Raw genomic sequence first — 25881 nt, 5'->3', positions numbered from 1 at the left:
AAGGCTTAAAATTTTTTTTTACATTTGCACAAAATAACCTTATGGAGGTAACAGGAAAAATTAAAAAAATTTTTGATCTGCAAACTTTTAGCAGTGGGTTCACCAAAAAGGAATTAATTTTACTGACGCAAGAACAATATCCGCAGACTTTGGCGATAGAATTTCACCAAGATCGCACAGATTTGCTTGATAAGTTTAATGTGGGTGATGATGTGAAAATCAGTGTAAATTTGCGTGGTAGAGAATGGACAAATCCTGAAGGAGTTGTGAAGTATTTTAATTCCATCGTTGGTTGGCGTATTGAAAGATTGGGCCAATCTAGCGAGAACATAGCTCCACCTGCTGATTTTAATTCAGAATTTAATGACTTATCAGCAGATGGTGGCGAGGAAGACGACTTGCCATTTTAATTTCAGAGATTTAACATTTTTCACCATCAACAAAAAAATATTTAGGCATAGATATTGTACAAAGAAAATAAAACTATTTAAAAAATCATAAAAATGAAAAGAACAATTATTTGTTCCGCACTTGCCTTTTTAGGCATTCAGGCAAATGCTCAAGTAGAAGACATTAGTGTTACACTTTCACCAACGGCGAGCTACAATTGGTTTGACAACAATACGGCGATAAAAGACGGTCTTATGGTCGGTGGTCGCGTTGGGTTCGGCTTCGGAGAGTATTTTGAATTGAGAGGAACCTACGAGAAATCTGTAGATCTAAAAAACACTGTAGATGGAATCGACGGGTTAAGTGATCAGTTTAAAAACCAATTTCAAAGCAGAAAAGTAGGCGTTGAGAGAATCGGGGGTGAATTCAAAGGAAATATCCCTACGGGAGGAAGCTTTGCTCCTTACTTAACTTTAGGTGCTGGTGTTCAGAAACTTGACGGAGACCATATCCCTAAAATGGAGCAGGTTTTTGTTTCTGGAGGATTGGGAACTAAAATTAATTTAGGTGATCGAATTGTTTTAAATCTTGAAGCAAAAAACACCATGTTCAATCTTGATAGAACAAATGTTCTATTTAGAGAGTCTGACAAAAATAATTTTGGTGGGCTAATTAATAATACCAAAGAAGAAAGAATGATGAACTGGTCTGCTTTAGCTGGTTTACAAATTTATCTTGGTGGTCGAGAGCCTGGTAAATTGACTGAACTTGACCGAGCTTATTTGCGTAAGTTCTCTGGTGGTTTAAGTGGATTTAAATTAGTTTTGGAGCCAGGCGGAAATTATATTGACTTCAATAAAAATAGTAACTACCGAAACACTTATATGTTAGGTGGTGCGGCTGGTTTTGATTTAAATCAGTATATCGGCGTTAGAGGTTTCTACTACCAAGCTACAAAAGATGAGAAGATTTCAACCGATTGGGATGATATGTCTATGTACGGTGGTGAAATTCTTGCTAGACTCAATGTTGCTAGAGGAATTTCTCCGTATATCACTCTTGGTGGTGGTTACTTGAATGTTTATGGTAACTACAAAGGAAGTAGAGCCGCAACTAACCAGTCTAGCTATTTTGCTAAAGGTGGTTTGGGTATTAGCGTTCCTTTAGGAAGCAACTTCGAGGCTTTTGGTTCTGCTAATCTACTTTATACTACTGAGAAAAATACAAACAATCTAAACAACATCAGAACTCCTGATGAGTTAATGCAACATACAATGTATAATGCTGGGTTGAGAATTAAAATAGGAGCTACAGCTAATGAAGACGAAGTCCTTAGCAGAAAGCTAAGCGAAAGAGAAGTGAGATACTCTAAATTTGAAGATAGAATTGATGAATTGGAGCGTGAATTAAAAAAAGCTTACAACGACAATGATTCTGAAAAAGCAACTCGCATCATCAGAGAAAAACGAGAGCTAGAAGGCAGAGGTAAATATTCTAATAAATTTGATGAGTCAAGAGTTAGATTAACTCCAAAAGAGTTAGAGTCTTTAGTTGACAAGGTTTTGAACGACGTTGAAAAAAACTTATCAGATGAAGAAAGAATTGATAGATTAGAGCGTCTTTTATTAAGAAGTGATAATGTAAAATCTTCTAATGGAAATGTAACAAACGAAAGAATTTTAAATGAATTAGAGCGTTTGAATAATAAAATTGAGATGTATCGTTTGAACACCAACGCTGTTTCTCAAGATCAAGATAAAACTACTATAGTAAGCGGAGGTAACAACCAACCTACTGCAAATACTAATGATAATGTAAATGTTACGCAGCCTGTAGCAGTTACTGACGAAGATGGAGAAACTGGAATTGCAAGATCTATGTTCATAGATAAAGGTTGGTCTCTAAATACAGGAGTTGGTTTCGGTAAAGGAACTTCATTCAACTTGGGTATCCGTGGGCACTATGGCTTCACTAATTCAAACTTTGAATTTCAACCAAACCTTACTGTAGGAGTCGGCGGAGCCTCTGCTTTTGGGGTTAATGCTAACCTATTGTACAACTTTGATTTCACTAGATCATTTATTGTAAACCCTTACATCGGTGCAGGTATAGGCTATAATAGCATTAGTAATAATGGTAACTTCGGTGCGAACTTATTAGTTGGAACTTCTATCGATGTTTTAGATGGTCGTTTATACCTTGATTATACCGCTCTTGATTTAGCTAAAATCAACGTGGTAACTTTGGGTTATAAATTCTCACTTTAATTAAAATAAAAAAAAGGACAATGATTAAATTAAAAATAACAGGACTTGTCCTTACATTATTACTGTCAATTAACGGCCTTGCCCAAAACAGGCAAGACCGTTCCGACAGTGAAATTGTAATGACAAAAGCTGAACTTGAATCTTTTTTAAAGTTAATTGCAGAAAAGAAATTAGAAAATCTTAGAGCAAAAAATGGTACAAGCCTAACATTAAATTCTTGCAATAGCAATTCTCGTGGTATTAATCAATCTGAATTTGATCGATTAAATCAAAGAATTGACATGCTAATGATGGGTTTTTATCACTCAAATTTAGCTAAAGGTAAAGATAATAGTACAATCATCAGTGATGCAGGACAAGCTCCCTATCAATCTCTAGCAGAAGGTTCTGAAGCAGGAGCTCCTACTCAAATAAGCAAAGAGCGAAGATCTTATCTAGAAGATTTGCTGGCCAAATATAGACACTTTAAAAGACAGGTTTTCTTTGCCAATGACTCTGACGTTGTTTCTGCCGAAGATATTGCTTACATTAAAGATGTAGCAGACGTTTTGAGAAAAAATCCAGAACTTTCTGTTTTATTAAAAGGTTATGCAAGCCCAAGGGGAAATGTTGAGTATAACAAGGCTCTTTCTATGAGAAGATCTGAAAGTGTATTGAAAGAACTTCGCAAGAGTGGAATTGCAGAAAATCGACTAGAAGCTTCCTTTTACGGAGAAGATCACTCAACTTCAGAAGAAGGCGCAAGACGCGTGGATATGAGTGTAGTGATTAAATAACTTTTTTCATATAAACTTAAAAACTGCTCTAATTTAAATTTTAGGGCAGTTTTTTTATCTATGTATTTTTTAAATTCAAATCAATTTTTCCCTCCTGTTGACCAAGCTGATGAATCTGGGTTATTAGCCATTTCTGAACACTTGAGTATTACCCGTCTAGTTGAAGCTTATTCTAACGGTATCTTCCCATGGTACAATCCAGGGGAACCCGTCTTTTGGTATGCGACTAATCCACGGATGGTCTTATTCCCTAATGAATTGAAAATAAGTAAATCTATGCGAAAGATTATGCGAGATGAAGTCTTTCATTTCAGTTATAATCAAGAATTTCAATCTATTATCAAAAACTGCAGAGATATTCAAAGAAAAGATCAAAAGGGCTCTTGGATCGGTAATGAAATCATTGAATATTATACTCATTTACACCATCTTGGGCTTGCACATAGCGTTGAAGTTTGGAACAAAAAAAGTCAATTAGTCGGCGGTCTCTATGGGGTACAAATCAAAAATGTTTTTTGTGGTGAGAGCATGTTTGCAAAAGAAAGTAATGCATCCAAAGCTGGCTTTATCTGGTGGATTTTAGAAAATTCTTTTGATGTAATTGACTGCCAAATATATACTCCTCACCTTGCTAGTTTAGGCGCTCGAGAAATTCCAATAAGAGAATATTTAAAATTTCTCAAATAATTTTTTAGAAAGTTTATCAATTGCGGCAATCAAAAGTGGCTTTTCGACTTCACCCAATTTATTTGCCATCCATTCTAAATTTGCATTTTTTGGAATTTCAAAAGACATTTGGCTGATTATATCTCCCTCATCAACGCCAGCCGTTACATAATGCACCGTCGCCCCGCTTTTTTCTTCCTTATTTTCTAAAACAGCTTCTAAAACCTTATTCCCAAACATCCCTTTCCCACCATATTTAGGCAACAAAGATGGATGCAAATTAATGATCCTTCTCTCCCATTTTTCGCATAATTCAGCTGAAATAATGGATAAAAATCCTGCCATTACAATCACGTCCACCTCATTCTCTATACAAATTTCATCAATTTCTGCAGATAATTGAGTATTTCTCTCCACTTGCCAAACGCTCAAGCCGTGATTTAAAGCTCTTTCTATTGCAAAACAAGACCGATCCGCTATCACACAAGCAATTTCAACATCAAACAAGCGTTCCGATTCTATCGCATCAATTATTTCTTGTAAATTTGTTCCTCCGCCGGAAACGAGTACAGCAATTTTCATGAATAAAATTTTTGCTAAATTACTGCAAATCCTACGGAATTAAAATTCATTTTTTTAAGGCTTAAAAAATTTCATGAATAAAATCACTTCAGAAAAAATTATTCTAGGGATCGACCCTGGGACTAACATCATGGGGTTTGGATTGATTGTAACTTGTCAACAAAAGATGAAACTCATCATGCTAGATGATTTATTGCTCAAAAAAGTAATTGGACATGAATTGAAATTAAAAAAAATTTTTGAGAAAACATTAAATCTAATTGATGAATTTCACCCTGATGAAATTGCCATTGAAGCTCCATTCTATGGTAAAAACGTTCAATCAATGCTTAAATTAGGTCGCGCACAAGGCGTTGCTATGGCTGCTGGTTTGTATCGCGAAATTCCTATTACAGAATATTCTCCCAAGAAAATAAAAATGGCGATTACTGGCAACGGAAATGCTAGCAAAGAACAGGTCGCTGGTATGTTACAGAATCTATTTAATATTAAAACTTTACCAACTAATCTAGATTCTACTGATGGTTTGGCTGCAGCGGTTTGCCATCATTTCAACAGCGGCAGAGATTCCTCAGAAAAATCTTACTCGGGCTGGGAGGCTTTTGTGAAACAGAACTCAAAGAGAATCAAATGATTTTTTGAAGGCTTTAAAAAAAATCTGTAATATTTAGAAGTATACTACAGATTTTTCTATTTCTTTCTAAGGCTTTAAAATTTTTTAAATAACGCCCAATTCTTTCCCTACTTTTTTGAAGGCTTCCAGCGTATGGTCAAGCTGCTCTCTGGTGTGTGCTGCCGATAACTGAACTCGAATTCTTGCCTTCCCTTTTGGCACTACTGGGTAGAAGAATCCTATCACATAAACACCTTCTTTCAGTAATTTATTTGCCATTTCTTGAGATAATTTAGCATCATACAGCATCACGGGGACAATGGCTGCATCGCCTTCGATGATGTCAAAACCAGCTTCTTTCATCGATTTTCTGAAATAGTTGGCATTGTTCATCACTTTATCTCTCAAGTCAGTATTAGTCTCTAGCATTTCAAAGACTTTCAGCGATGCTCCAACAATGCTCGGTGCCAAAGAGTTAGAAAATAAATACGGGCGTGATTTTTGCCGTAACATCTCTATAATTTCTTTTTTAGAGCAAGTAAATCCGCCCATTGCACCGCCTAAAGCTTTCCCTAAAGTTCCTGTGATGATATCTACTCGACCCATTACATCATTATACTCGTGCGTTCCGCGGCCGTTTTCACCCATAAATCCTGTTGCGTGGCAATCATCTACCATCACCAATGCATCATATTTATCGGCCAAATCGCAGATTCCTTTCAAGTTTGCTACCAGCCCATCCATAGAAAAAACGCCATCGGTCACAATGATTTTAAAACGGTGATTCTCTCCACTCGCCTTTTTCAATTGCTCTTCTAGGCTTGCCATGTCATTATTTTTGTATCTGTACCGCGCTGCTTTGCATAGGCGTACACCATCGATGATAGAGGCGTGATTCAATTCATCTGAAATAATGGCATCTTCTGCCGTTAATAGCGGCTCGAAAACACCTCCGTTTGCATCAAAAGCTGCCGCGTATAAAATGGTGTCTTCTAAACCTAAAAAATCTGCTATCTTCTTCTCCAATTGCTTGTGAATATCTTGCGTTCCACAAATAAACCGAACGCTAGACATACCAAACCCATGCGAATCTGCAGTGGCCTTACTTGCCGCCACTACATCTGGGTGGTCTGATAAACCTAAGTAATTATTTGCACAAAAATTCAGTAATTTCTTCCCGTTTTCTAAGGTGATTTCCGCTGATTGTGGTGAAGAGATGACTCTCTCTTTTTTATACAAGCCTTGGTCTTTCAGTTGATTAAGTTCAGTCTGCAAATGGTTTTTTAACTTTTCGCTATACATATAATTTAAGATTTAAATACAATTTCAGTTGTCATTTCTTTTTCTTTGAGCTTCATTGTTTCTTTCATTTTTCTCCTATTTTTAAGTTAAAAATTAAGTCTTAAGTAAGATTCTACTTAAATTTTAACCGTATATTTTTCATCTTTTTTGTCTCATTTCTCTATTTAAATACCCCCCCTAAAACACTGCTTAAAGTTAAAGAATTTTTCTAAGGCTTAAAAAATTTATAACGCCATTAAATTACATCCACGAACATCACTAAAATCAAACCTTCCCAAAACTTCAAAGCCTCTCCCATCTTTCGACTTTCTGCCTAAATCTTGTACTGCGATAAACGAGCAACTGCCTTGGTTTGCTAAATCAATTATATTGATTCCGCCAGTGGCAGTATTGGGCAAATAATTGAATGGGTCTTCTGGGTCTCGGATTAGAATCTTCATCCAAGGAGGAGTTTCAAAAACACCGTCTTTTAAAGCATACGCCTGCGAGAGCAGCTCCGTCATTCCGTATTCTGAAACGATGTGCGGCAAATCAAAAGCGTTCTTTAGCCTCTCATGTAATTCCTCACGTGTGATTTCTTTTTTTCTACCCTTCATCCCCCCAGTTTCTATTAAATGCTGAATTTTTAAAGGTTTAGAAAATTTCTCAGCAAAATCTAATAACGCAAAAGAAACTCCTATCAGAATAATTTTTTTGGGGGAATTAGACAATTGTTCTAATCTCTTGCTTAAATCTTGATGGTTGTACAAATAGAATTCTGTGTTTTTTTGTTGCGTTTTTTGCATCCAGTAGTTGACCATTTCGATAAGTGAAGAGCCGTTTCGTTCGGCATAAGCGGGAAGTAATGGTAAAACCTCATAATCGGTGAAATTACCAAAAAAATATTCAAATCCAGCGTCTAATTCATCGTAATAATCTTGAATGTTTTTCACGTAATGTCTGCTCGGCGTTCCACCTGTCGTCCCAGAACTGGTAAAGACTTTATCAAACGGCGACTTTTGGGTAGAAATTTTAAAGCTTTTAAAAAATTCCACGGGTAAAAATGGTATTTCTTCTATCTTTTCAACGCTTTGCGGATTGATATTGAGTCGATTTACAAATTCTTGATAAACTTTATTGTTCTGGTATTGTTCATTAAAAGTTTTTAAAGCCTGAGCTAAAAATTCCTTTTCTGTCTTGATTTGTAATATGGCTAAATTCATTATTGTTTCAGAGCTTGATTTGCTTTAAAAATGTGGTCTCCTATGATTTCATAATTCTGAATCAACTCACGGTAGTAGAGCGCACGCATTATGCCCAAATTTGTTTTATGAGATTCCAATTTTTCCCCATTATGCCCTTGCGCTTTTTGATTGGCAAAATTTGTAATTAAATTTAAAAAAGGAAAAATCAAAATTGTTGTAATTATATTAATTCCTGTCTCCAAATCTCTTTGATATTAAAGTTGATCCGTCCAAAATTGATGAATTTTGTCAATATTTATTTTTACAAAATTTAAAATAACGCTTTCATTCAAACTATTCTGCGGGATTATCCCTAGTTTAGAATTAACTGGAAAGAAGAAATAAAAAAATAAAGTCATGATGAAAAACACTTTGATGAAACCCAATCCCGCTCCGCCTGTTTTTTCTAAAATTCCCAGCCCAATACTTTTTATAATTCCATTTAATAATTTGGCAACAATACTCAGAGATAGAAATACTAAAACTCCTGTGAGCCCGTAGCTTACAATACCGATCCAGGCTTCTGCTACAACTTGATTTTCTAGCAAAAAGTTTTTTAAAATTTTCGCTATTGCCCCACCAAACATGAGCAAAATCAGTACAGAAATCAAGCCCGCTAGCTGAGATGTTAAGCCTTTCCTAAAGCCATTGAACAGGCCTAGAAATAAAAAAATGCTTAAAATTAAATCTAATATGCTCAATTATTTTTTTAAACAAAGATAATAAACTAACGTCTTTATTCCTGTGAATTGTTGAGCATTTCATATTTTTACAATTCAATACTTGATTTAAGATAATATAAAATATGGCAACATTTGTAGTGGTCGGTCTCCAATGGGGCGACGAAGGAAAAGGAAAAATCACTGATGTTTTATCTGCTAAATCCGATTACGTCGTACGTTTTCAGGGCGGAAACAATGCTGGGCACACAGTGTACGTGGGCGAAAATAAATTTGTTTTACATCTTCTACCGTCTGGTGTTTTACAATGCCCTGGGAAGTGTATTATAGGCAATGGCGTAGTCGTAGACCCCAAAGCATTCATCCAAGAAATTTCTTCCATTGAGGAAAAAGGTCTTTCTACCAACCACGTATTCATCAGTCGCCGTGCACACATCATTATGCCTTACCACATTTTGTACGACACTTATCGTGAAGAGGCTGCCGGAAACCTTTCTATCGGGACGACAAAGAGAGGCATTGGACCTTGCTACGAAGATAAGGTTGCTCGCACCGGCATTCGTGCCATAGACTTGCTTAACCCTGAAGTTTTAAAGCAAAAACTTCAGAAAAACGTTGAGATAAAAAATGCTATCTTCGAGAAACTCTACGGCAAAAATCCCATTGATTTCCAAAGCATTTATGATGAATATTTAGCTATTGGCGAGCAACTCAAAGACCGCATCGTTGATACTGAATTGGAATTAAACCAAGCCATCGATAATGGGAAAAATGTATTATTTGAAGGTGCCCAAGCACTGATGCTCGACATCGATTTTGGGACTTATCCTTACGTTACCTCATCATCTCCGACGACGGGTGGAGTCTGTGTCGGCGCAGGAGTGCCTCCTACTAAATTGCAAAACCTCATCGGGGTAGCCAAAGCCTATTGCACACGTGTGGGGAACGGACCATTCGTTACAGAATTATTTGACGAAACTGGCAGAAAAATCAGAGAAGTGGGGCATGAATTTGGCGCTACCACTGGCCGGCCAAGACGTTGTGGCTGGCTAGATTTAGTTGCGCTTCGCCATGCTTGTATGATTAACGGAATCACTCATTTAGTTATCACAAAATTAGACGTTCTCAGCGGGTTGGGTAAAATTAAAGTTTGTACCGCCTACAAAACCGAAGACGGTGAAACCATCGACTATTTCACTTCTTCTACAACCAAACTTGCCTTGTACAAACCCGTTTATGAAGAATTAGATGGCTGGGAAGAAGATATTACCAAAATCAATAGTTTTGACGAATTGCCAGAAAACGCCCAAAAATATATTCAATTCATAGAGAAATATTTAGGCATCGAAGTTTATTTGGTTTCCGTCGGCCCAGACCGAAGTCAAAATATTATTCGTAAAGAACTTTTTTAAAGACTTTTTTTTAAGGCTTTATAAATAGAGAATAAATTATTTTCCTCCTATTTTTTTAAGCCTTTTAAAATTTTATATTCAAATTATTTCACTTAATTTTAAAAAGCAAATTTAGAAATCAATGAATTCAAACGTATATCAAAATCCTTTAGAAACCAGGTACGCATCTTCTGAAATGCTCTATAATTTCTCTCCCGATAAAAAATTCGGGAGCTGGAGGAAATTATGGATTGCTTTGGCTGAAATTCAAAAAGAACTGGGTTTAGACATCTCACAAGAGCAAATTGATGCACTAAAAGATAATGCAGAAAACATTGATTATGAGAAAGCTGCCACTTACGAAAAAAAATTTCGCCACGATGTAATGGCTCACGTTCATACCTTTGGTGATTTAGCTCCTGCGGCTAAAGCCATCATCCATTTGGGGGCTACTTCAGCCTTTGTGGGGGATAATACAGATTTGATCCAGCTCCGTGATGGGATGCAAATAGTAAAGCAAAAATTACTAAATGTAATGGCCAGTTTAGCCAAATTTGCCCGGGAATACAAAGATTTACCATGCTTGGGCTTTACTCATTATCAGCCAGCACAGCTCACCACCGTGGGCAAGCGTGCCACACTGTGGCTGCAAAGTGTTTTGCTTGATTTTGAAGAATTAGAATTCCGATTGAGCACGCTTCGCTTCCGTGGGGTGAAGGGAACTACGGGAACAGCGGCTAGCTTCAAGGAGCTTTTTAACGGCGACTATGCCAAAGTGAAGGCTTTGGACCAAAAGTTATCTGAACGTTTTGCCTTTAGCAATGTTTTTGGCGTAACGGGGCAAACTTATGATAGAAAAATTGATGCAGAAATCATGGCCTTGCTTTCTAACATTGCACAATCGGCTCATAAATTCTCAAATGATATTCGTTTGCTTCAAAATTTGAAAGAAATTGAAGAACCTTTTGAGAAAAATCAAATCGGTTCCTCGGCAATGGCTTATAAACGAAACCCTATGCGTTGTGAACGCATAGCCGCTTTGGCTAAATTTGTATTGACAGTGGCTCGCGGTTCTGATTTAGTAGCTTCCACACAATGGTTTGAGCGTACGTTAGACGATTCTGCTAATAAAAGATTGACGATACCGCAGGCGTTTTTGGCGGTGGATTCCATTTTGGGAATTTGGATGAATGTTCTTGACGGGCTGGTGGTTTATAAAAAAATGATTGCTAAACACATCGAAGAAGAATTGCCCTTTATGGCAACGGAATACATGATTATGGAGGGCGTAAAAAACGGTGGCGACCGACAAGATTTGCACGAAATCATCCGTAAACACTCGATGGAAGCAGCGAAACAAGTGAAATTAAATGGTGAGAAAAATGATTTGGTAGAAAGAATTGTGGCTGATGAAAACTTCCCGATTGATAAGGAAAAAATGTTGACTTTGCTCGACCCTAAAAATTTCATAGGTTTTGCCCCTGAACAGACAGAAGAATTTTTGGCTAATGAGATTCAACCGATTTTAGACCAATACCAGGATTTGCTGGGAATGGATTTTAAGCTAAAAGTTTAGATTTTTTTTTAAGCCTTAAAAAAAATTACAAAAGTCGTCTTTATTTTTTTCAGACGACTTTATTTTTTAGGTCAATACATTACCTTGTAATGATTATAGACAATATTCATAATGTGTTTTAAGGAACTTTTTTCTACTTTTTTCAAAATATAAAAATTTATATTTGCACGTTTAAATTTTCAATACTAAAAAAAAACAAAAATGATTAAAAAAAATTGGTGTTTATGGGCTCTTTCTACTTTGCTGTTTGTTGGGTGTTCAGATGATGATAAAATTCACCCCAAAGTAAATGTTACAGAAAAGCACTTGACCCTGGATTTTAATGCATCTACAGCATTTGAATCTGAGGATAAACTCAATAGAAAATGGTATGTCGGGGATTCTTTTGTGGCTGAATCGGCTCAATATATATTCAAAGGAGAAAAAGCTGGGAATTATGTGATTTCGTCTGTAAGAAAAACCAATCATGTAACGGACAGTTTGGTATACCATGTTCGTGTTTATGGTAAATTTGCTGAGGGTGTTTTGTTAATTAATAGTTCCTCTAAAGATAATTCAAACGGAGAAATTTTCTTTATCAATCAAAATGATGAAATTTCTTTGGTTGAAGATTTTAAAGCGACGTCAGAGGGTTGGGTGAGTGCTAATTCTGCAAAGAAAGAGGTGTATTTAGTCGCTCAAAAATCCCCTAATTACATCACAGTTTTAGACAGAGAAACCCTGAATGTAAAGCGTTTAACTACAACTTCTACTGCTAAAAATCCGTCTTATTTAAATTTTTATAATGAGCAAGGGGTTGTGGCTAATGGAAGCAGAAAAGATAGAAGTTTCTATTTCTGGAATCCCACTCAAAATGAAATTACATCGGCTGGATTAGAGGATTTAACTGATGTTCCTGCAATACAATCAGCTTCTTTGCAGGTAGGTGAATCCCTATTGCTGGTGAGCGGAAATCATGTGTACCAATATAAAAATAATAAAGCCACATTGTTTTATTCTGCAAAAGCTTATGTGAGTGGCATTTTGCCTGACACAAAGGGGGGATTTTATATTGCTACTCAAAAGAAAGATGAGGAAAATGCTCAATTCATTCATTATGATGCTCAATTTATAAAAATTGAAACGATTACATTGCCAGATAGTTATAAATTACAAAGAAATGGAAATATACAAGCCGTGAAAGGAAATTTCTACTGGCAAGAAACCTCTTCTGGTGAATTAATGAAATATGATACAGAAAAAAATCAATTCATATCTTTAGATAACGGATATACTTATGGGATTCAGCTCACAACGGTAGTAAAAGAAAATCCATTTACAGGAGAAATCTTTATTGCAGGATTCAGTGATTTTATAACTTCTAAAGGTATTGTAGTAAAATTAAATGCCAACGGCGAATTGTTGAAAATATATAAAGATGTGGGCTATGCTCCCGTTGACTTTATTTTTAATGATAAAAGCTTGTTATAATAAGTAATAAGTTCCCCTCTATGAAAGAAAGTGGCAGTATCACCTCCATCATTCCGTTACTTATTTTTGTTTTCACATTTTTAGGATTCGGGATTTACTACAATGACTTTTATGCGCTTCCTTCTCCTTTGGCTGCGATAGCGGGCATTGTTGTCGCCTTTTTGATTTTTAAAAAAGACTTCAAATCCAATTTAGCTGATTTTCTAAAAGGCTGCGGTAACGATAAGATACTCATGATGTGTTTTATTTACCTCTTGGCAGGAGCCTTTGCCATGGCATCAAAAGCGACGGGCAGCATTGATGCCATTGTGGGGCTGAGCTTAACTTATATTCCATCAAGTTTTTTCCCTGTCGGTATTTTTATTGTAGCATCGTTTATATCTTTCTCTGCAGGCACCTCAGTCGGAGCGATTGTCACCTTAGCTCCACTAGTTTTGGGATTATCTGCACAAGGAGCAATGCCACTGGGGCTGACGGGCGGAAGTTTGCTCACCGGAGCTATGTTTGGCGACAATCTTTCTTTGATTTCTGACACAACAATCGCCTCTACACAGAGCGTCGGTTGCTCAATGAAAGATAAATTTAAAGCCAATAGCTATATCGCCATTCCAGCTGCTTTTTTTAGCATTATTTTATTAAGCTTCTTAGGATTTCAGTCTGAAGTAAGCGAAATCACGCTCAAAGAAATCCCTCAAAATCAAAGCATTTTAGTCATCCTTCCTTATTTTATAGTTGTACTTTTAGCAATCCTAGGCATTCACGTTTTCATCTCTCTTTTCATCGGGCTACTCAGTACTATTTTAATTGGCTTTTGGAATGAAAGCTTCACAATGCTGAGCGCTGCAAAAATTACCTACGAGGGCTTCACTGGAATGCAAGAAATTTTCCTACTCTCACTATTCACTGGCGGACTAGCCTATATGACTGAAAAAGCAGGAGGCATTCAGTTTATAATACGGCAGGTCAATCGCCTCATCCATTCACCCAAGACAGCAATTTTGGGTATCGGTAGTCTAGTCAGCATTGTAAATTTTTGTGTAGCAAACAATACGATTGCTATTTTAATCTCAGGAAATATCGCTAAAAAAATCACACAAGAAAACCAAATAAAACCCGAATACACCGCTTCTATATTAGACATCTTTGCTTGCTATGTTCAAGGTTTGATTCCTTATGGAGCTCAAATTTTAATATTGATTTCGCTCAGCCAAGAAAGTTTAAATTACGTTGATTTAATGGCAAATGCCTATTATTTGCATATTCTTTTGGTCTTTAGTTTAATTTATTTTTTAATAATTCAAAAATCAAAAAATTTACAAGGCTTAGAAAATTTTGACAAAAAAGTCTCTCAAAAGTATCCTTCTAAAAATTTAAACCAACTCTAAAACAAACTGGCTTTGTTTTTGCGGCATTTCACAAAATTATATCTATGACTACACCAGAAAAAATAACTGCACTCCGTGAAAAAATGAAAACGCAAGGCATTGATGCTTTTATCATCTTTAGTGCAGACCCACATATGAGCGAATATCTACCCTCGCATTGGCAAGAACGCAGCTGGCTTTCTGGGTTCACAGGGTCGGCTGGTTTTGTGATTGTTACCACAAACAAAGCTGGACTTTGGACTGACTCTCGCTACTTTGTTCAGGCACCTAAAGAATTAGCTGATTCGGGTATAGAGCTTTATAAACAAGGGGTCGACGGTTTCCCCGATGAGATTGAATTCTTGAAAAATGAAGTTCCCCAAGGTGGAAAAGTAGGCGTCAATTCGCTCACTACTTCACATGCGAATTGGGAAAAAATTAAAAATCAACTGAGTTCAAAAAATATCGTTCTAGTCGATGCACCTTTACTTGATGAAATTTGGACCAATCGCCCTCAGGGCGATAGCGATCCCGTTTTTGTTCACCCGTTGGAATACGCTGGGAAAAGCATCGGAGATAAACTCTCTGCCATCCGTAGCGAAATGCAAAAATCTGAAGCAACAACACACATCATTACCGCTTTGGACGATGTCGCTTGGACATTGAATTTACGGGGCAACGACGTCGCCTTTAATCCCGTTTTTTTAGGCTATATTTTGCTAAATAAGCGAGAGACAAAACTCTTCATTGACAAAGAAAAAATCACACCCGAAGTTGAAAGTCATTTAAAGGAAGCAAACGTAAGCGTAGAAAATTATTCTGATTTCTTTAAAGCCTTAAAAAATTTAAAGGACGAGAAAATCCTGCTTTCTGAGCAAAGCAATCAAGCAATTTTTGAAGCCATTCAACCTAACAATGAATGCATTATAAAACCAACCCCAGGGAATTTACTAAAAGCCATCAAAAATGAAAAAGAGTTAGAAGGCTTCCGAAAAGTAATGGTGCGTGATGGCGTTGCTTTAGTTAAATTTTTCTACTGGCTCAAAAATTCTGCTTCCGAAGAAAATTTAACCGAGTATAGCCTTGGCAAAAAACTGCGTGAGTTTCGTGCTACTGGCAAAAACTTCAAGGGGGAGAGTTTTGGTAGCATCATCGGCTATCGTGGCAATGGCGCAATTGTTCATTATTCTGCCAAAAAAGAAGAGAGCGCTACAATAAAAGCCGAAAGCTCTATTTTAGTAGATTCAGGTGGACAGTATACTGAGGGAACTACCGACATTACACGGACTTTTGCCTTGGGCGAGGTTTCACAAGCGTTTAAGGATGATTACACATTGGTACTCAAGGGAATGATTCAGCTCTCTTTGGCTCAATTCCCAAAAGGAACAAGAGGAACGCACTTAGATACTTTGGCTCGGCTGCCACTTTGGCAGCAAGGCAAAGATTACGGGCACGGAACGGGGCATGGCGTGGGAAGCTTCATGAATGTGCATGAAGGGCCACAAAACATCAGAAAAGACCTCAATGATGTCGCTTTGCAGCCTGGGATGGTGCTCAGCAACGAACCAGGTCTTTACATCGAAGACCGCTACGGCATTCGTATTGAAAATTTGATTGCAGTAAAAGAAAAGGAAACCACTTCTTTTGGTACTTTTTATGCCTTTGAAACTTTAACGCTTTTCCCCATTTTCTTAGAGCATCAAGCCAATCTTGAATTATTGAATGACACCGAAAAACAGTGGCTGAATAATTATCATCAGCAAGTGCAGGAAGCGCTAGCTCCACATCTAGACGGCGAAGAAAAAGAGTGGCTTTTACACATTACCCAGCCCATCTAAACTTTCTATTAATAAGTTTTGAGATCAATGCCTTCCGTCAAAAAGAAGGCATTTTTTTGAATACAACACTTGTTTAAATTTTATCGGTTAAAAATTTCTAAAGCTTTAAAAAATATTTTAATTTGCTTGAATGAAAATTATTCATACTGCCGACTGGCATATTGGCAAACGACTTCACAATTTTGAGCTCGATGAAGACTTTCAACTTTTCATTGACTGGCTCACTCAAATAATTCAGCAAGAGCAAGTTGAGCTTATTTTAATTGCTGGTGATGTTTTTGATTTCTCTAATCCTTCTTCACATTCCCGTCAGCTGTTTTACAATACAATGATTCGCTTGCAGCAGTTGAATTGCAAAATCATTATCACAGGAGGCAACCACGATTCTCCAGCAATGCTCAACGCCCCGAAAGAGATTTTAAATACAATCAACATCAGCGTTTTGGGCGGAATGCCCAACGATGAAGCGGAGGCCATTTTACCTGTTCAGAATCAGCAAAATAAAATAGAACTCGTCGTGCATGCAATTCCATTTCTGCGTGAGGTTGATTTGCGCAAAGCAACCGATGGCATTTCCTACGAAGACCGAATAAAAGTGATGCAAAACGGCATTGAAAATATCTATAAAAAAAGCATCGATTTAGGAAAAAGAAACTATCCGCATCTCCCACACATCGCCATGGGGCATCTATTCACGGCAGGCGTTTCACCCTCAGACAGTGAAAGGGAAATTCAGATTGGCAATCAAGCTAAATTTGAAGCACAACGCCTGGGCAATGGATTCGATTATATTGCATTGGGGCACATCCACAAGCCACAGAAAGTCAATGCCGCAGTTCCTGCTTATTATTCAGGTTCGCCTTTACCGCTTTCTTTCAGCGAACGAACAGATGAAAAAAGAATTTTATTGCTCGATACGGCTAAAGGTTTTGAGCCGAAAAGCATCCCAGTTCCAAACTTCAGAAAATTGATAAGGCTGAACGGATGCTTGAATGAAATTCAAGAAAAATTGAAAAATCTTGAAGTAGACAGTACATTGCCCAGCTTGCTAGAAGTTATTTTAGAAGAAAAAAATTATGATACAGCAACAGAGGACACATTTTTACAAATTATCAATACCTTTAAGCACCCGCATGCTAAAATCGTCAAAAGCCGAATGATTTTTGAGAATCGAGTTTTGGGAGCACATGAATTGTTCGCCCAGCACGAGCACCTCAATGATTTAAAACCAGTAGAAATTTTAGATAAAATGATAGCAAGCCAAAAAGAATTAAAAGAAGAGGATAAAAATCATTTGCGCCAAGTTTTTCATCAATTATTGGAAGAAATTCAAAGCGAATAAGTCATGAAAATTTTAAAAATTCATTTCAAAAACATCCATTCGCTAGAAGGCGAGCATAAGATTGATTTCACTCAAAAACCATTTGCACAGAGTCATTTATTTGCCATCACAGGTGCTACTGGTAGCGGGAAAAGCACAATTCTTGATGTGATTCCCTTAGCTTTGTATAACAAAATTCCTCGACTGGAATCCGCTATTTCTAAAAATTTAATGCTGAAGAATGGCGCCATCCTCACGCGTGGGCAAAGAGAGGCCTTTGCTCGGGTGACTTATGCTTGCAAAAAGGGAATCTTCACAACGGAATGGCACGTGAGAGTTGCCAATAATGGGAATTTACAAGACCATGAAATGTTCTTGTATGATGCTGAAGGAAAACCCATTACGCAAAAAAAATCAGAAGTTCCAGCCAAAAATGAAGAACTCATTGGTTTAAATTACGAACAATTCACCAAATCAGTGATGCTGGCACAGAGCGAGTTCAGCCGATTTCTCAAAGTTAAAAAAGAAGAAAGAAGTGCACTGCTAGAACAAATCACAGGTACGGCAATTTACCGAAGATTGGGGCAAGCTGCTTACGAAAAATTTAAAGGCCTTAAAAATCTAATGGAAGAATCGGAACATAGAGTTACCGACCTGAAAACTAAACTTTTAACCCCAGAGGAAATTCAAAAAATTCAAACTCAGGAAAAAGAACTCAAGGAGATTCAAAAAAGTTTAACTAATGAGCTGAAAGAATTAGAATCGAATTTAGAGGCTTTTTCTCAATGGAAAATTCAAAAAAATCAAATTACCGAACTGACTAAACGGGAAGAAAAAGCTCAACAAAATTTAGAAAATTTTCATCTAACTGAGGGCGAAAAATTGATTTGGCATGAAAAAACTAATGCCTTTGGCGATGAACTCTTTGATTGGAATGCTAAAAAAAATGATTTGCAAGGCTACCAATCTGAAATCGATTTAAAAACTAAAGAGAAAATCTCTGCTGAGAAGCGAGTTCATGAAACGATATATGCGGTGCAAAATTGGGTGAAAATTCCAAATTTGGAATCAGAAGAAATTGATTTTGCTTTATCTGATTTCTATCAAAAAATTAAAAAGTGGGAAGATGAACGTAATAAAAAACTTTCGCTCTATAAAGAGCTGAAAGCTGCTGTTTCCGCTGAATTGAGGGTTTTGAATTTGCCTTTTGAGTCGACAAAATTAACTCATTTGAAACAAAAATGGAGTGAAATTGAGCAATTTTTTAAGCCTTTAAAAATTCAAGAAATTTCTAAAAAAGATTTTTTGGCTCAAAGAGAGCGATTGCAAGAAGCGATTGAAAAAATACAATCGGTAGAAAAAAAAGCGCTGGAAATCATTCAGTTTGAGCAAAATAATACTGAAAAAAAGGATAAACTTCGGCGCTGGAATGAAGAAAAACTTGATTTATCTCCTCGACTGAGAGAATTAAGGAATTTTTTAAGCCTTCAAAAATTAAATGTAGAAAAATTAGAATTAGAGATTCAAAACCGAGAGCTGCAAAAGACTTTAGCTGACTACCGAGCTGATTTAGAGGAAAATAAACCTTGCCCACTTTGTGGCTCCGTTCATCATCCTTGGGCAAATAAAGCTGTAGAAAAAACGGATGAACTGCACAAGAAATTCAAGGAGGAAAAAAAGCTTCTGGAGAATCGACAAGAAGAAAAATTTAAATTGGAAACAGATTTTTCAAGCCTTGAAAAAAATATCACTGCTCTTGAAAAAGAGGTTTCAGAAAATGAAAGAGAATTACAACTTTTAATTCAAATTTTCCGAAAAGAATCGGCTGAATTTCATTGGAATTCAGATTTTTCAACATTAATTTCAGAAAAAAAGAAAGCCTTAAAAAATTGGGAAAATTACTATGAAAATTTAATGGAAAAAAAAGCGCTGGAGACTGTGTTGCCTCTCTATGAGCGCTTAGATAAAATCACACAAGAGGGGCTGGATTTGAAGAAAAAAATTGATGAGGCAACTCATGGTGCTGATTTGTATGAAACGACGCAATTTTTGCAAAAAAAATGGCAAGAAGCTAAAAGTAACTTGCGAAATGCTGAGCAAAATTTGGCGGATTTGAATGCAATAAGGGATGAAAAAGAGAAAATTTTTCAAGGCTTGGAAAAAAAACTTGAAAACCAAGTTAGCCGTTTGGGCTTTGATTCTATTTCTTCTGCTTTTGACAAACGGCTAAACGCTGAGGTAGTGAAAAGTTTAAATGAAAGAAAATCTAATATGATTCAATCTTTTGAAAATCTGAAGCTTGAAAAAAATCTTTTGAAAAAGAGTTTTGATGTTCTCGATTCTCAATTAAAAAATTTAGACTTTGAGCAATCTCTGCTTGCAAGAAAAGAAACTGCTGCGAATCTGGAATCTAATGAGGTGCTTCTGAAAGAGTTTTTTGCTCAGCAACGTCAACAGCAGATTTATGAAACTGAAATTTTATTGCTAAACGAAAAAATTGCGGTAGAGAATAAAAAAATTCGCTATTGGCGGATGCTCAATGAATTAATTGGTGATGCAAGGGGTAAAAGGTTTAATGATTTTGCACAGGATTTGACTTTGAGCCAGCTGTTGCATTTGGCCAATAAACGTCTCGTCCAATTAAAATCTCGCTATTGGCTAACTCAGCCAGAGGCCAACGAAGATGATGGGCTAATGGCAATCGACCAAGATATGGGAAATCAGCGGCGTTCGGTCAAGACGCTTTCGGGGGGTGAAACTTTTATTCTGAGTTTGGCTTTGGCTCTAGGGTTAAGCGATTTAGCGGCACATAATGTTCGTATTGAAACCTTGTTTATCGACGAAGGTTTTGGGACGCTCGACCCAGAAATACTGGATAAAACAATGGATACGCTGGAGCGACTTCAGCAAGAAAATCAGAGAATGATTGGGATTATATCGCACGTGGAAATGCTGAAAGAACGTATTTCTACTCAGATTCAAATCAAACAAAATGGCAACGGAATGAGTGATATAGAAGTGGTAGGGTAATTGATAAACAAAATTTTATGAAGTTAGCATTTTTGCTTTTTTTAGTAAGTCTTCAAGTTTTTGGGCAAAAAATAGATTCACGTACTTTTCAGCAAATTTCTGATTCCATTATGGCTGAAGCGGATGAATTATATCTCTATGAAATGGGCATGATTCGTGCGATTGATTCTATCGATAAAAACAGGGATTTACGAAAAAAAGCTGGGGAAATCATTCGCTACAAGCAAGGTGATTCTCTAGTCGTAATTGCAGAAAACATTGAAAAGAAAGGTGTAGTGGCTGCTCAGTTTAAATTACGCTATGCCGATGATTATTTGTCGTTTAATGATACTCCTCGGGCTATGACGGATTTTGAAAAAGGGCTGATGGCAATGAAGCATGTTGTCATCAAAGACGTACAGTCCAATTATGAGATTGCTCCACTAGAGGATGGTGAGTATCAAAATATTATTTTCATTCCGTTTAAAGAAAAAATTCAAGGTAATGAACGTGAGCTTTATAAACTCTATGTACTGACGGAGAGCAAGAATAGAAGTTATATCCCGTTTGGTAAAGATTATTTGTTTTATGCTGATGAGGGTGGTAAGGTTTTTTATCATTTAAGCTTTAATCCTTATATGCCAGTTGGGGTAAGTAATGAAATTATCGAAAAAAAGAAAGTAGAAATCTCTTACCCGAAAAGAGAACCTTATCTTTTGCCTACCGATATGATGTTGTTTCGCAAATATGGTCTTCCATTTCAATTAAATACTTTACGAGTCAAGTCTACACAGTACGATATTTATTTTAATTACGATGCCGAGCGAAATACCATCGACGTTACTTTAGATTAATTTGTTCTATTTTTTTGATTATTTGAGGCAAACGACTTAGCAGAGCATATTTTCTGTATGCAGATTTTCCTTCCTCGGCGGGCATTCCCATGTATAATTTCCCTCCTTCGATGGATTTAGCCACACCTGATTTCGCTCCAATTACAGCGCCATCACCTATGGAAATTCCACTGGTCGTGCCCGATTGCCCCCAGAATGTCACTTCATTCCCAATCACACAGCAACCTGCTATACCAACTTGGGATGCTAACAGGCAACGCTCACCCAAGATGGTGTCATGTCCGATTTGAATTAAATTATCTAACTTACTTCCTTTGCCAATCACCGTGCTTGAGGTCACGCCTCTGTCAATAGTACAATTAGCTCCAATTTCCACTCCATCTTCCACCACCACGTTGCCTATAGATTTTAATTTTATAAAGCCTTTAGAAGTTTTTTTATAATAAAAAGCATCGCCGCCCAAAACCGTACCAGGATGAATGACCACCTCGTTGCCAATCACAGTATCTTTCCCTAGGTACACGCCTGAGTGAATTTCGCAATTCTCACCTATTTTTACATTTTTCCCAATGAACACGTTAGGGGCAATATAGGTAGAAGCTGGAATTTGAATTTCTGGATGTTGTAAAATTTTTTGACGGTATTCTGGGTTAAAATGCTGTCCTATTTTCACAAAATCTTGGAATGGTTCTTCTGAAATCAGTAAAGCTTTGCCTGTCGGGGCTTCTACTTTTTTGTTGATTAAAACGACTGTAGCAGAACTGTTTAGAGCTTTATCATAATATTTAGGGTGGTCTACAAAAACAATATCACCGCTTTTCACGCGATGGATCTCATTCATTCCCAAAACGGGAAAATCTGCATCACCTACGTATTCCACTTGAATGATTTTTGCAATATCTTCCAATCTTTGCTGCTGCGGAAATCTCATATTAACTTAAAGCTTTTTTAATTCTTGCAAAGGCTTCTCTCAATGTTTCTTCTGAGCTGGCATAAGACATGCGGATACAATTGGGCGAGCCAAAAGCTTCTCCTGCTACGCACGCTACCTCTGCTTCTTCTAAAATGAACATTGCCAAATCATTGGCAGAATTAATTTTAGTTCCCTTTAATTCCTTCCCAAAATATGCACTCACATCAGGGAAAATGTAGAAGGCTCCCTGGGGTTTCGTTAATTTAAATCCAGGAATTTCAGTCGCCATTTCCATCACCAAGCTTCTTCTTCTCTCAAAAGCATCAACCATATATCGAAGCTGAGAAGGGTCTGCTTCTAGCGCAGTAATGGCTGCTCGCTGAGCGATAGAATTCGTCCCGCTAGTAACTTGCCCTTGCAATTTCTCACAAGCTTTTGCGATTTTTTCAGGAGCGCCGATGTAGCCAATCCTCCAGCCAGTCATTGCATAGCCTTTGGCTAAACCGTTGATGGTTACCGTCTGCTCATACATACCTAGCACTTTTGCCATACTCGCCATTTTTTCTCCGTAGGTAATAAATTCATAAATTTCATCAGATACTACGGTAATCTTCGGATGTTTTTTCAACACTTCGGCCAACGCTGCCAATTCCTCAGCAGAATAAACACTCCCACTGGGATTGCATGGGGAGCTATACATCAAAACCTTTGTTTTCTCGGTAATAGACTTTTCCAATTGCTCTGGCGTTATTTTAAAATCCTGCTCCACACCAGTTTCTATTTCAACTACTTTCCCGCCAGCCAAGCCTACTATATCGCTATAACTCACCCAGTAAGGTACTGGCAAAATCACTTCATCACCTTCGTTCACTAATGCCATAATGACATTATAAATCGCTTGCTTGGCTCCTGTCGAAACCACAATTTGCGAGGTTGAATAATCTAACCCATTATCTCTTCGGAATTTATTCGAAATCGCTTTTTTCAAATCCTCAAAACCTCCAATGGGCGAGTAATGATTATAATTTTGATGAATCGCTTCGATGGCTGCACTCTTTATAAAATCAGGCGTTTCAAAGTCAGGTTCACCTAAGCTTAGACTAATTATATCTTTCCCTGCGGCACGCAATTCTCGTGCTTTCGCCGCCATACCAATTGTGGCTGAAGGCTTTAAACTTTGTAAGCGTTTAGAAATTTCCATAGAAATTGAGTTGTGATTACAAATCTAATAAAGTTCTTTCTTTTTTGACGTATCGTTTGAAGCTTCTGTTTAAATTTTTCTAAGCCTTTAAAAATTTCTCATTCAAAATTTGAAAATATTATTTATCACTCTCTTATTTGATTCGTTCATTACATCACGCCTCACTCAATTGCTCTTCATCGTTTAGGGCTTAGCTGGCGGGGTTTCTGCTAGATTTCGCTGCTTGCATTTATTTTGCTAAAACAACTGAACAAAATTTCCCAAGCAGCCTCTTCATTTTTTAAATAAACGATACGCCAAAAACCAAGAACCTACCGTAGCAAATATCACCACCGAAATCGAACTCACGGGCATAAGAATAGCGGCTACCACTGGCTCTAAATTCCCCGTGACAGCAAAACTTAAACCAATAATGTTATAAAGAAAACTAATGACAAATGCTATTTTAACTAAAAAAATACCTTTTTGGCTAAGCTTTAAAAAATAAGGTAGCAAACGAAATGAGCTCCCTGCTAAAATGGCATCGCACGAGGGCGAAAAACTATTCATATCCTCCGCTACGGCCACTCCTACATCGCTCTGTTGCAACGCTCCTGCATCATTCAGCCCATCGCCTATCATCATCACTTTTCGCCCTTTTTCTTGCAAGTTTTTGATGTAATTTAATTTATCCTGCGGCGATTGGTTGAAATTTAAATTCTGTTTTTGCTGAATTATTTTTTCTAAAATTTCTCTCTCATGGTCGTTGTCTCCAGAAAGCACATGAATATCATAATTTTTTAAGCCTTTAAAAATTTCACTCAAATTTTTCCGATATTGATTTTCAAAAACAAAACGCCCTTTTATCTTCCCATTGCAACGATACCAGACCTCGGTTTCGCGTCCCACTTCGTTCTCTTGCGCTATCCATTGGTGGCTACCCAGTGCCACCTCTGTGCCATTGATTTCTGCCTTTTGCCCTTTCCCTTTGATTTGTTGGTAGTTTTTAACTTCTAATTTTTCTAAGCCTTTAAAAAATTCTTGCAACATCTGGCTCAGCGGGTGATTGGACTGCATTGCCATGCTGTAAATCATAGTTTTATCATTGCCGCTCAACTTATCACCCTCATAGCGAACTTGTTGTGCATCGTTCTGAGTCAGTGTTCCTGTTTTATCAAAAACCAATGTATCGATTTTATTCATCTTTTCTAGCGTAAATGCTTCTTTGGCATAGTAAGCTTTTCGCCCCATGATGCGCATTAAATTCCCTAAGGTAAACGGCGCGGCAAGTGCGAGTGCACACGGGCAAGCTATGATTAATACTGCTGTAATGACTTGGAACATTTGGCTGGTATCATAGAAATACCAAAAAATACCGCTTATGAGCGCAATGCTTAGAATAATGTAAACGAAATATCGACTAACTTGATTGATTAAATTATCTAGAAAACTGTTTTTTTGGCGAAAAGTGTCGTGATTCCAAAGGGAGGTCAGGTAACTTTGGTTGACTTCTTCTATTATTTCTAGCTCGATGGCTGCTCCGCTCTGTTTCCCTCCTGCATAGATTTTATCTCCCGTTTTTTTATGAATCAAGCGAGATTCTCCTGTGATGAAACTATTGTCAATATAGGCTGAGCCTTTTATCAAAATGGCGTCTGCTGGCAAAATCTCTTCATCTCGCAACAAAATTCGATCGCCTTTTTTCAGCTCAGATAAAAGAATATTTTCATGATTTTGATTCTCATCAATTTTTGTGACAGCAATGGGGTAGAAGCTTTTATAATCTCGATCGAAGGCTAAAGATTGATAGGTTCTCTGCTGAAACCACTTGCCTATCAACATAAAAAAAACTAGACCTGCTAGACTATCAAAATAGCCTGGGCTGAGGTCTGCAACAACCTCGTAAGTAGAGCGAAAAAAGAGGACTAAAATCCCAATGGCAATCGGTATATCGATGTTGACTTTTCTTGTTTTTAACGCAAAATAAGCGGACTTTAAATATGAGGATGCTGAATATAAAACAACTGGCAACGAAAGCCCGAACATTAGCCAACGGAAAAATAATCGATTCTCTGTCAACCAAGTTTCTTCCGGATTTACGTACTCAGGGAAAGCGAGCAACATGATGTTCCCAAAGCAAAAACCAGCAATCACTAGCTGAAGAACTAAAGAACGATCTTTTTTTTGTTCTTTTTTGTCTAAATTTTCTAAATTAATAGATGGTTTGTAACCTAAATTCGCTAAAAACTGAGCTAAATCGGCCAATTTTAACTCATCTGAACGATAGGAAATCTGAACTTTTCTTTGCGGGAAGTTCACGTGAGAAAACTGAATGGCGGGGTGCAAGTCTTGTAAGCTTTCTAAGACCCAAACACAAGAGCTGCAATGGATTACGGGGATGAAAAACGTGACTAAAGTCGTGCCGTCATCATCAAAATCAATGATTTTTTCAAAAATTTGAGGGGT

At 37.1% G+C, this 25881-nt stretch carries 21 protein-coding genes; 13 read left to right on the top strand and 8 right to left on the bottom strand.

Annotated elements, in window-relative coordinates:
* The first annotated feature begins 41 nt into the window (after positions 1–41).
* From D5J18_RS02210 to aat, 4 genes are all read left to right on the top strand, one after another.
* Positions 42–410, top strand: coding sequence for a DUF3127 domain-containing protein (locus tag D5J18_RS02210; protein ID WP_119057380.1), 369 nt, complete (start codon positions 42–44; stop codon positions 408–410).
* A gap of 93 nt (positions 411–503) precedes the next feature.
* On the top strand, positions 504–2657 hold the full coding sequence (locus D5J18_RS02205; RefSeq protein ID WP_119057379.1) for an outer membrane beta-barrel protein: 2154 nt from the start codon (positions 504–506) through the stop codon (positions 2655–2657).
* Positions 2658–2677: 20 nt separating this feature from the next.
* Positions 2678–3433: an OmpA family protein gene (locus D5J18_RS02200; protein ID WP_119057378.1), complete on the top strand. Its 756-nt coding sequence runs from the start codon at positions 2678–2680 to the stop codon at positions 3431–3433.
* A 60-nt stretch (positions 3434–3493) separates the two neighbouring features.
* Positions 3494–4120, top strand: a complete 627-nt coding sequence (gene aat, locus D5J18_RS02195) for a leucyl/phenylalanyl-tRNA--protein transferase (RefSeq protein WP_119057377.1) — start codon at positions 3494–3496, stop codon at positions 4118–4120.
* Here the strand turns inward: aat and D5J18_RS02190 are convergent.
* Entirely contained in the window at positions 4103–4681 is a 579-nt protein-coding gene (locus tag D5J18_RS02190) for a formyltransferase family protein (RefSeq protein WP_119057376.1), read from the bottom strand. The two genes, aat and D5J18_RS02190, sit on opposite strands and share 18 nt — an antisense overlap.
* Positions 4682–4763: 82 nt before the next feature.
* Here D5J18_RS02190 and ruvC point away from each other — a divergent pair, with 82 nt between their 5' ends.
* The gene (ruvC, locus tag D5J18_RS02185; RefSeq protein WP_119057608.1) at positions 4764–5315 is read left to right on the top strand and encodes a crossover junction endodeoxyribonuclease RuvC; all 552 of its coding nucleotides are present in this window, start codon (positions 4764–4766) and stop codon (positions 5313–5315) included.
* Between the two features lie 84 nt (positions 5316–5399).
* Here the strand turns inward: ruvC and kbl are convergent, their stop codons facing one another.
* The 4 genes from kbl to D5J18_RS02165 form a co-directional block, all read right to left on the bottom strand.
* Complete coding sequence (gene kbl / locus D5J18_RS02180; RefSeq protein WP_119057375.1) at positions 5400–6596, bottom strand: glycine C-acetyltransferase; 1197 nt, start codon at positions 6594–6596, stop codon at positions 5400–5402.
* A gap of 224 nt (positions 6597–6820) precedes the next feature.
* The gene (locus D5J18_RS02175) at positions 6821–7798 is read right to left on the bottom strand and encodes a LuxE/PaaK family acyltransferase (protein ID WP_119057374.1); all 978 of its coding nucleotides are present in this window, start codon (positions 7796–7798) and stop codon (positions 6821–6823) included.
* Positions 7798–8022 (bottom strand): hypothetical protein, encoded by a 225-nt coding sequence (locus tag D5J18_RS02170; RefSeq protein ID WP_119057373.1) that lies wholly within the window; start codon positions 8020–8022, stop codon positions 7798–7800. The genes D5J18_RS02175 and D5J18_RS02170 overlap by 1 nt, the downstream gene beginning before the upstream one ends.
* A gap of 12 nt (positions 8023–8034) precedes the next feature.
* Positions 8035–8520, bottom strand: coding sequence for a CvpA family protein (locus D5J18_RS02165; RefSeq protein ID WP_119057372.1), 486 nt, complete (start codon positions 8518–8520; stop codon positions 8035–8037).
* A gap of 104 nt (positions 8521–8624) precedes the next feature.
* On the opposite strand from D5J18_RS02165, the gene D5J18_RS02160 reads away from it, so the two are divergent.
* The 8 genes from D5J18_RS02160 to D5J18_RS02125 all read left to right on the top strand — a co-directional run bounded on the left by D5J18_RS02160 (position 8625) and on the right by D5J18_RS02125 (position 21322).
* A complete protein-coding gene (locus D5J18_RS02160; protein ID WP_119057371.1) occupies positions 8625–9911 on the top strand; it encodes an adenylosuccinate synthase in 1287 nt (428 codons plus the stop codon).
* Between the two features lie 121 nt (positions 9912–10032).
* Entirely contained in the window at positions 10033–11466 is a 1434-nt protein-coding gene (gene purB, locus D5J18_RS02155; protein WP_119057370.1) for an adenylosuccinate lyase, read from the top strand.
* Positions 11467–11667: 201 nt separating this feature from the next.
* The gene (locus tag D5J18_RS02150) at positions 11668–12936 is read left to right on the top strand and encodes a hypothetical protein (RefSeq protein WP_119057369.1); all 1269 of its coding nucleotides are present in this window, start codon (positions 11668–11670) and stop codon (positions 12934–12936) included.
* A 20-nt stretch (positions 12937–12956) separates the two neighbouring features.
* Entirely contained in the window at positions 12957–14321 is a 1365-nt protein-coding gene (locus tag D5J18_RS02145; protein WP_119057368.1) for a Na+/H+ antiporter NhaC family protein, read from the top strand.
* A 44-nt stretch (positions 14322–14365) separates the two neighbouring features.
* Complete coding sequence (locus D5J18_RS02140; RefSeq protein WP_119057367.1) at positions 14366–16138, top strand: aminopeptidase P family protein; 1773 nt, start codon at positions 14366–14368, stop codon at positions 16136–16138.
* A 130-nt stretch (positions 16139–16268) separates the two neighbouring features.
* Complete coding sequence (locus tag D5J18_RS02135; RefSeq protein ID WP_119057366.1) at positions 16269–17480, top strand: exonuclease SbcCD subunit D C-terminal domain-containing protein; 1212 nt, start codon at positions 16269–16271, stop codon at positions 17478–17480.
* A 3-nt stretch (positions 17481–17483) separates the two neighbouring features.
* Positions 17484–20489 carry an AAA family ATPase gene (locus D5J18_RS02130; protein ID WP_119057365.1) on the top strand — a complete coding sequence of 1002 codons (3006 nt, stop codon included), beginning with the start codon at positions 17484–17486 and terminating at the stop codon, positions 20487–20489.
* Between the two features lie 17 nt (positions 20490–20506).
* Positions 20507–21322, top strand: coding sequence for a hypothetical protein (locus D5J18_RS02125; protein WP_119057364.1), 816 nt, complete (start codon positions 20507–20509; stop codon positions 21320–21322).
* Here D5J18_RS02125 and D5J18_RS02120 read toward each other — a convergent pair.
* The 3 genes from D5J18_RS02120 to D5J18_RS02110 form a co-directional block, all read right to left on the bottom strand.
* Positions 21309–22253 carry a UDP-3-O-(3-hydroxymyristoyl)glucosamine N-acyltransferase gene (locus D5J18_RS02120; protein ID WP_119057363.1) on the bottom strand — a complete coding sequence of 315 codons (945 nt, stop codon included), beginning with the start codon at positions 22251–22253 and terminating at the stop codon, positions 21309–21311. The two genes, D5J18_RS02125 and D5J18_RS02120, sit on opposite strands and share 14 nt — an antisense overlap.
* 1 nt (position 22254) lies before the next feature.
* Positions 22255–23436 (bottom strand): pyridoxal phosphate-dependent aminotransferase, encoded by a 1182-nt coding sequence (locus D5J18_RS02115; protein ID WP_119057362.1) that lies wholly within the window; start codon positions 23434–23436, stop codon positions 22255–22257.
* Between the two features lie 273 nt (positions 23437–23709).
* Positions 23710–25761 carry a heavy metal translocating P-type ATPase gene (locus tag D5J18_RS02110; RefSeq protein WP_311394702.1) on the bottom strand — a complete coding sequence of 684 codons (2052 nt, stop codon included), beginning with the start codon at positions 25759–25761 and terminating at the stop codon, positions 23710–23712.
* Positions 25762–25881: the final 120 nt, after the last annotated feature.

Source organism: Candidatus Ornithobacterium hominis, from assembly GCF_900538215.1.
Lineage (GTDB): Bacteria > Bacteroidota > Bacteroidia > Flavobacteriales > Weeksellaceae > Ornithobacterium > Ornithobacterium hominis.
Note: the sequence above shows the minus strand (reverse complement) of the source record. Positions and strands in the feature narration are given on the sequence as shown.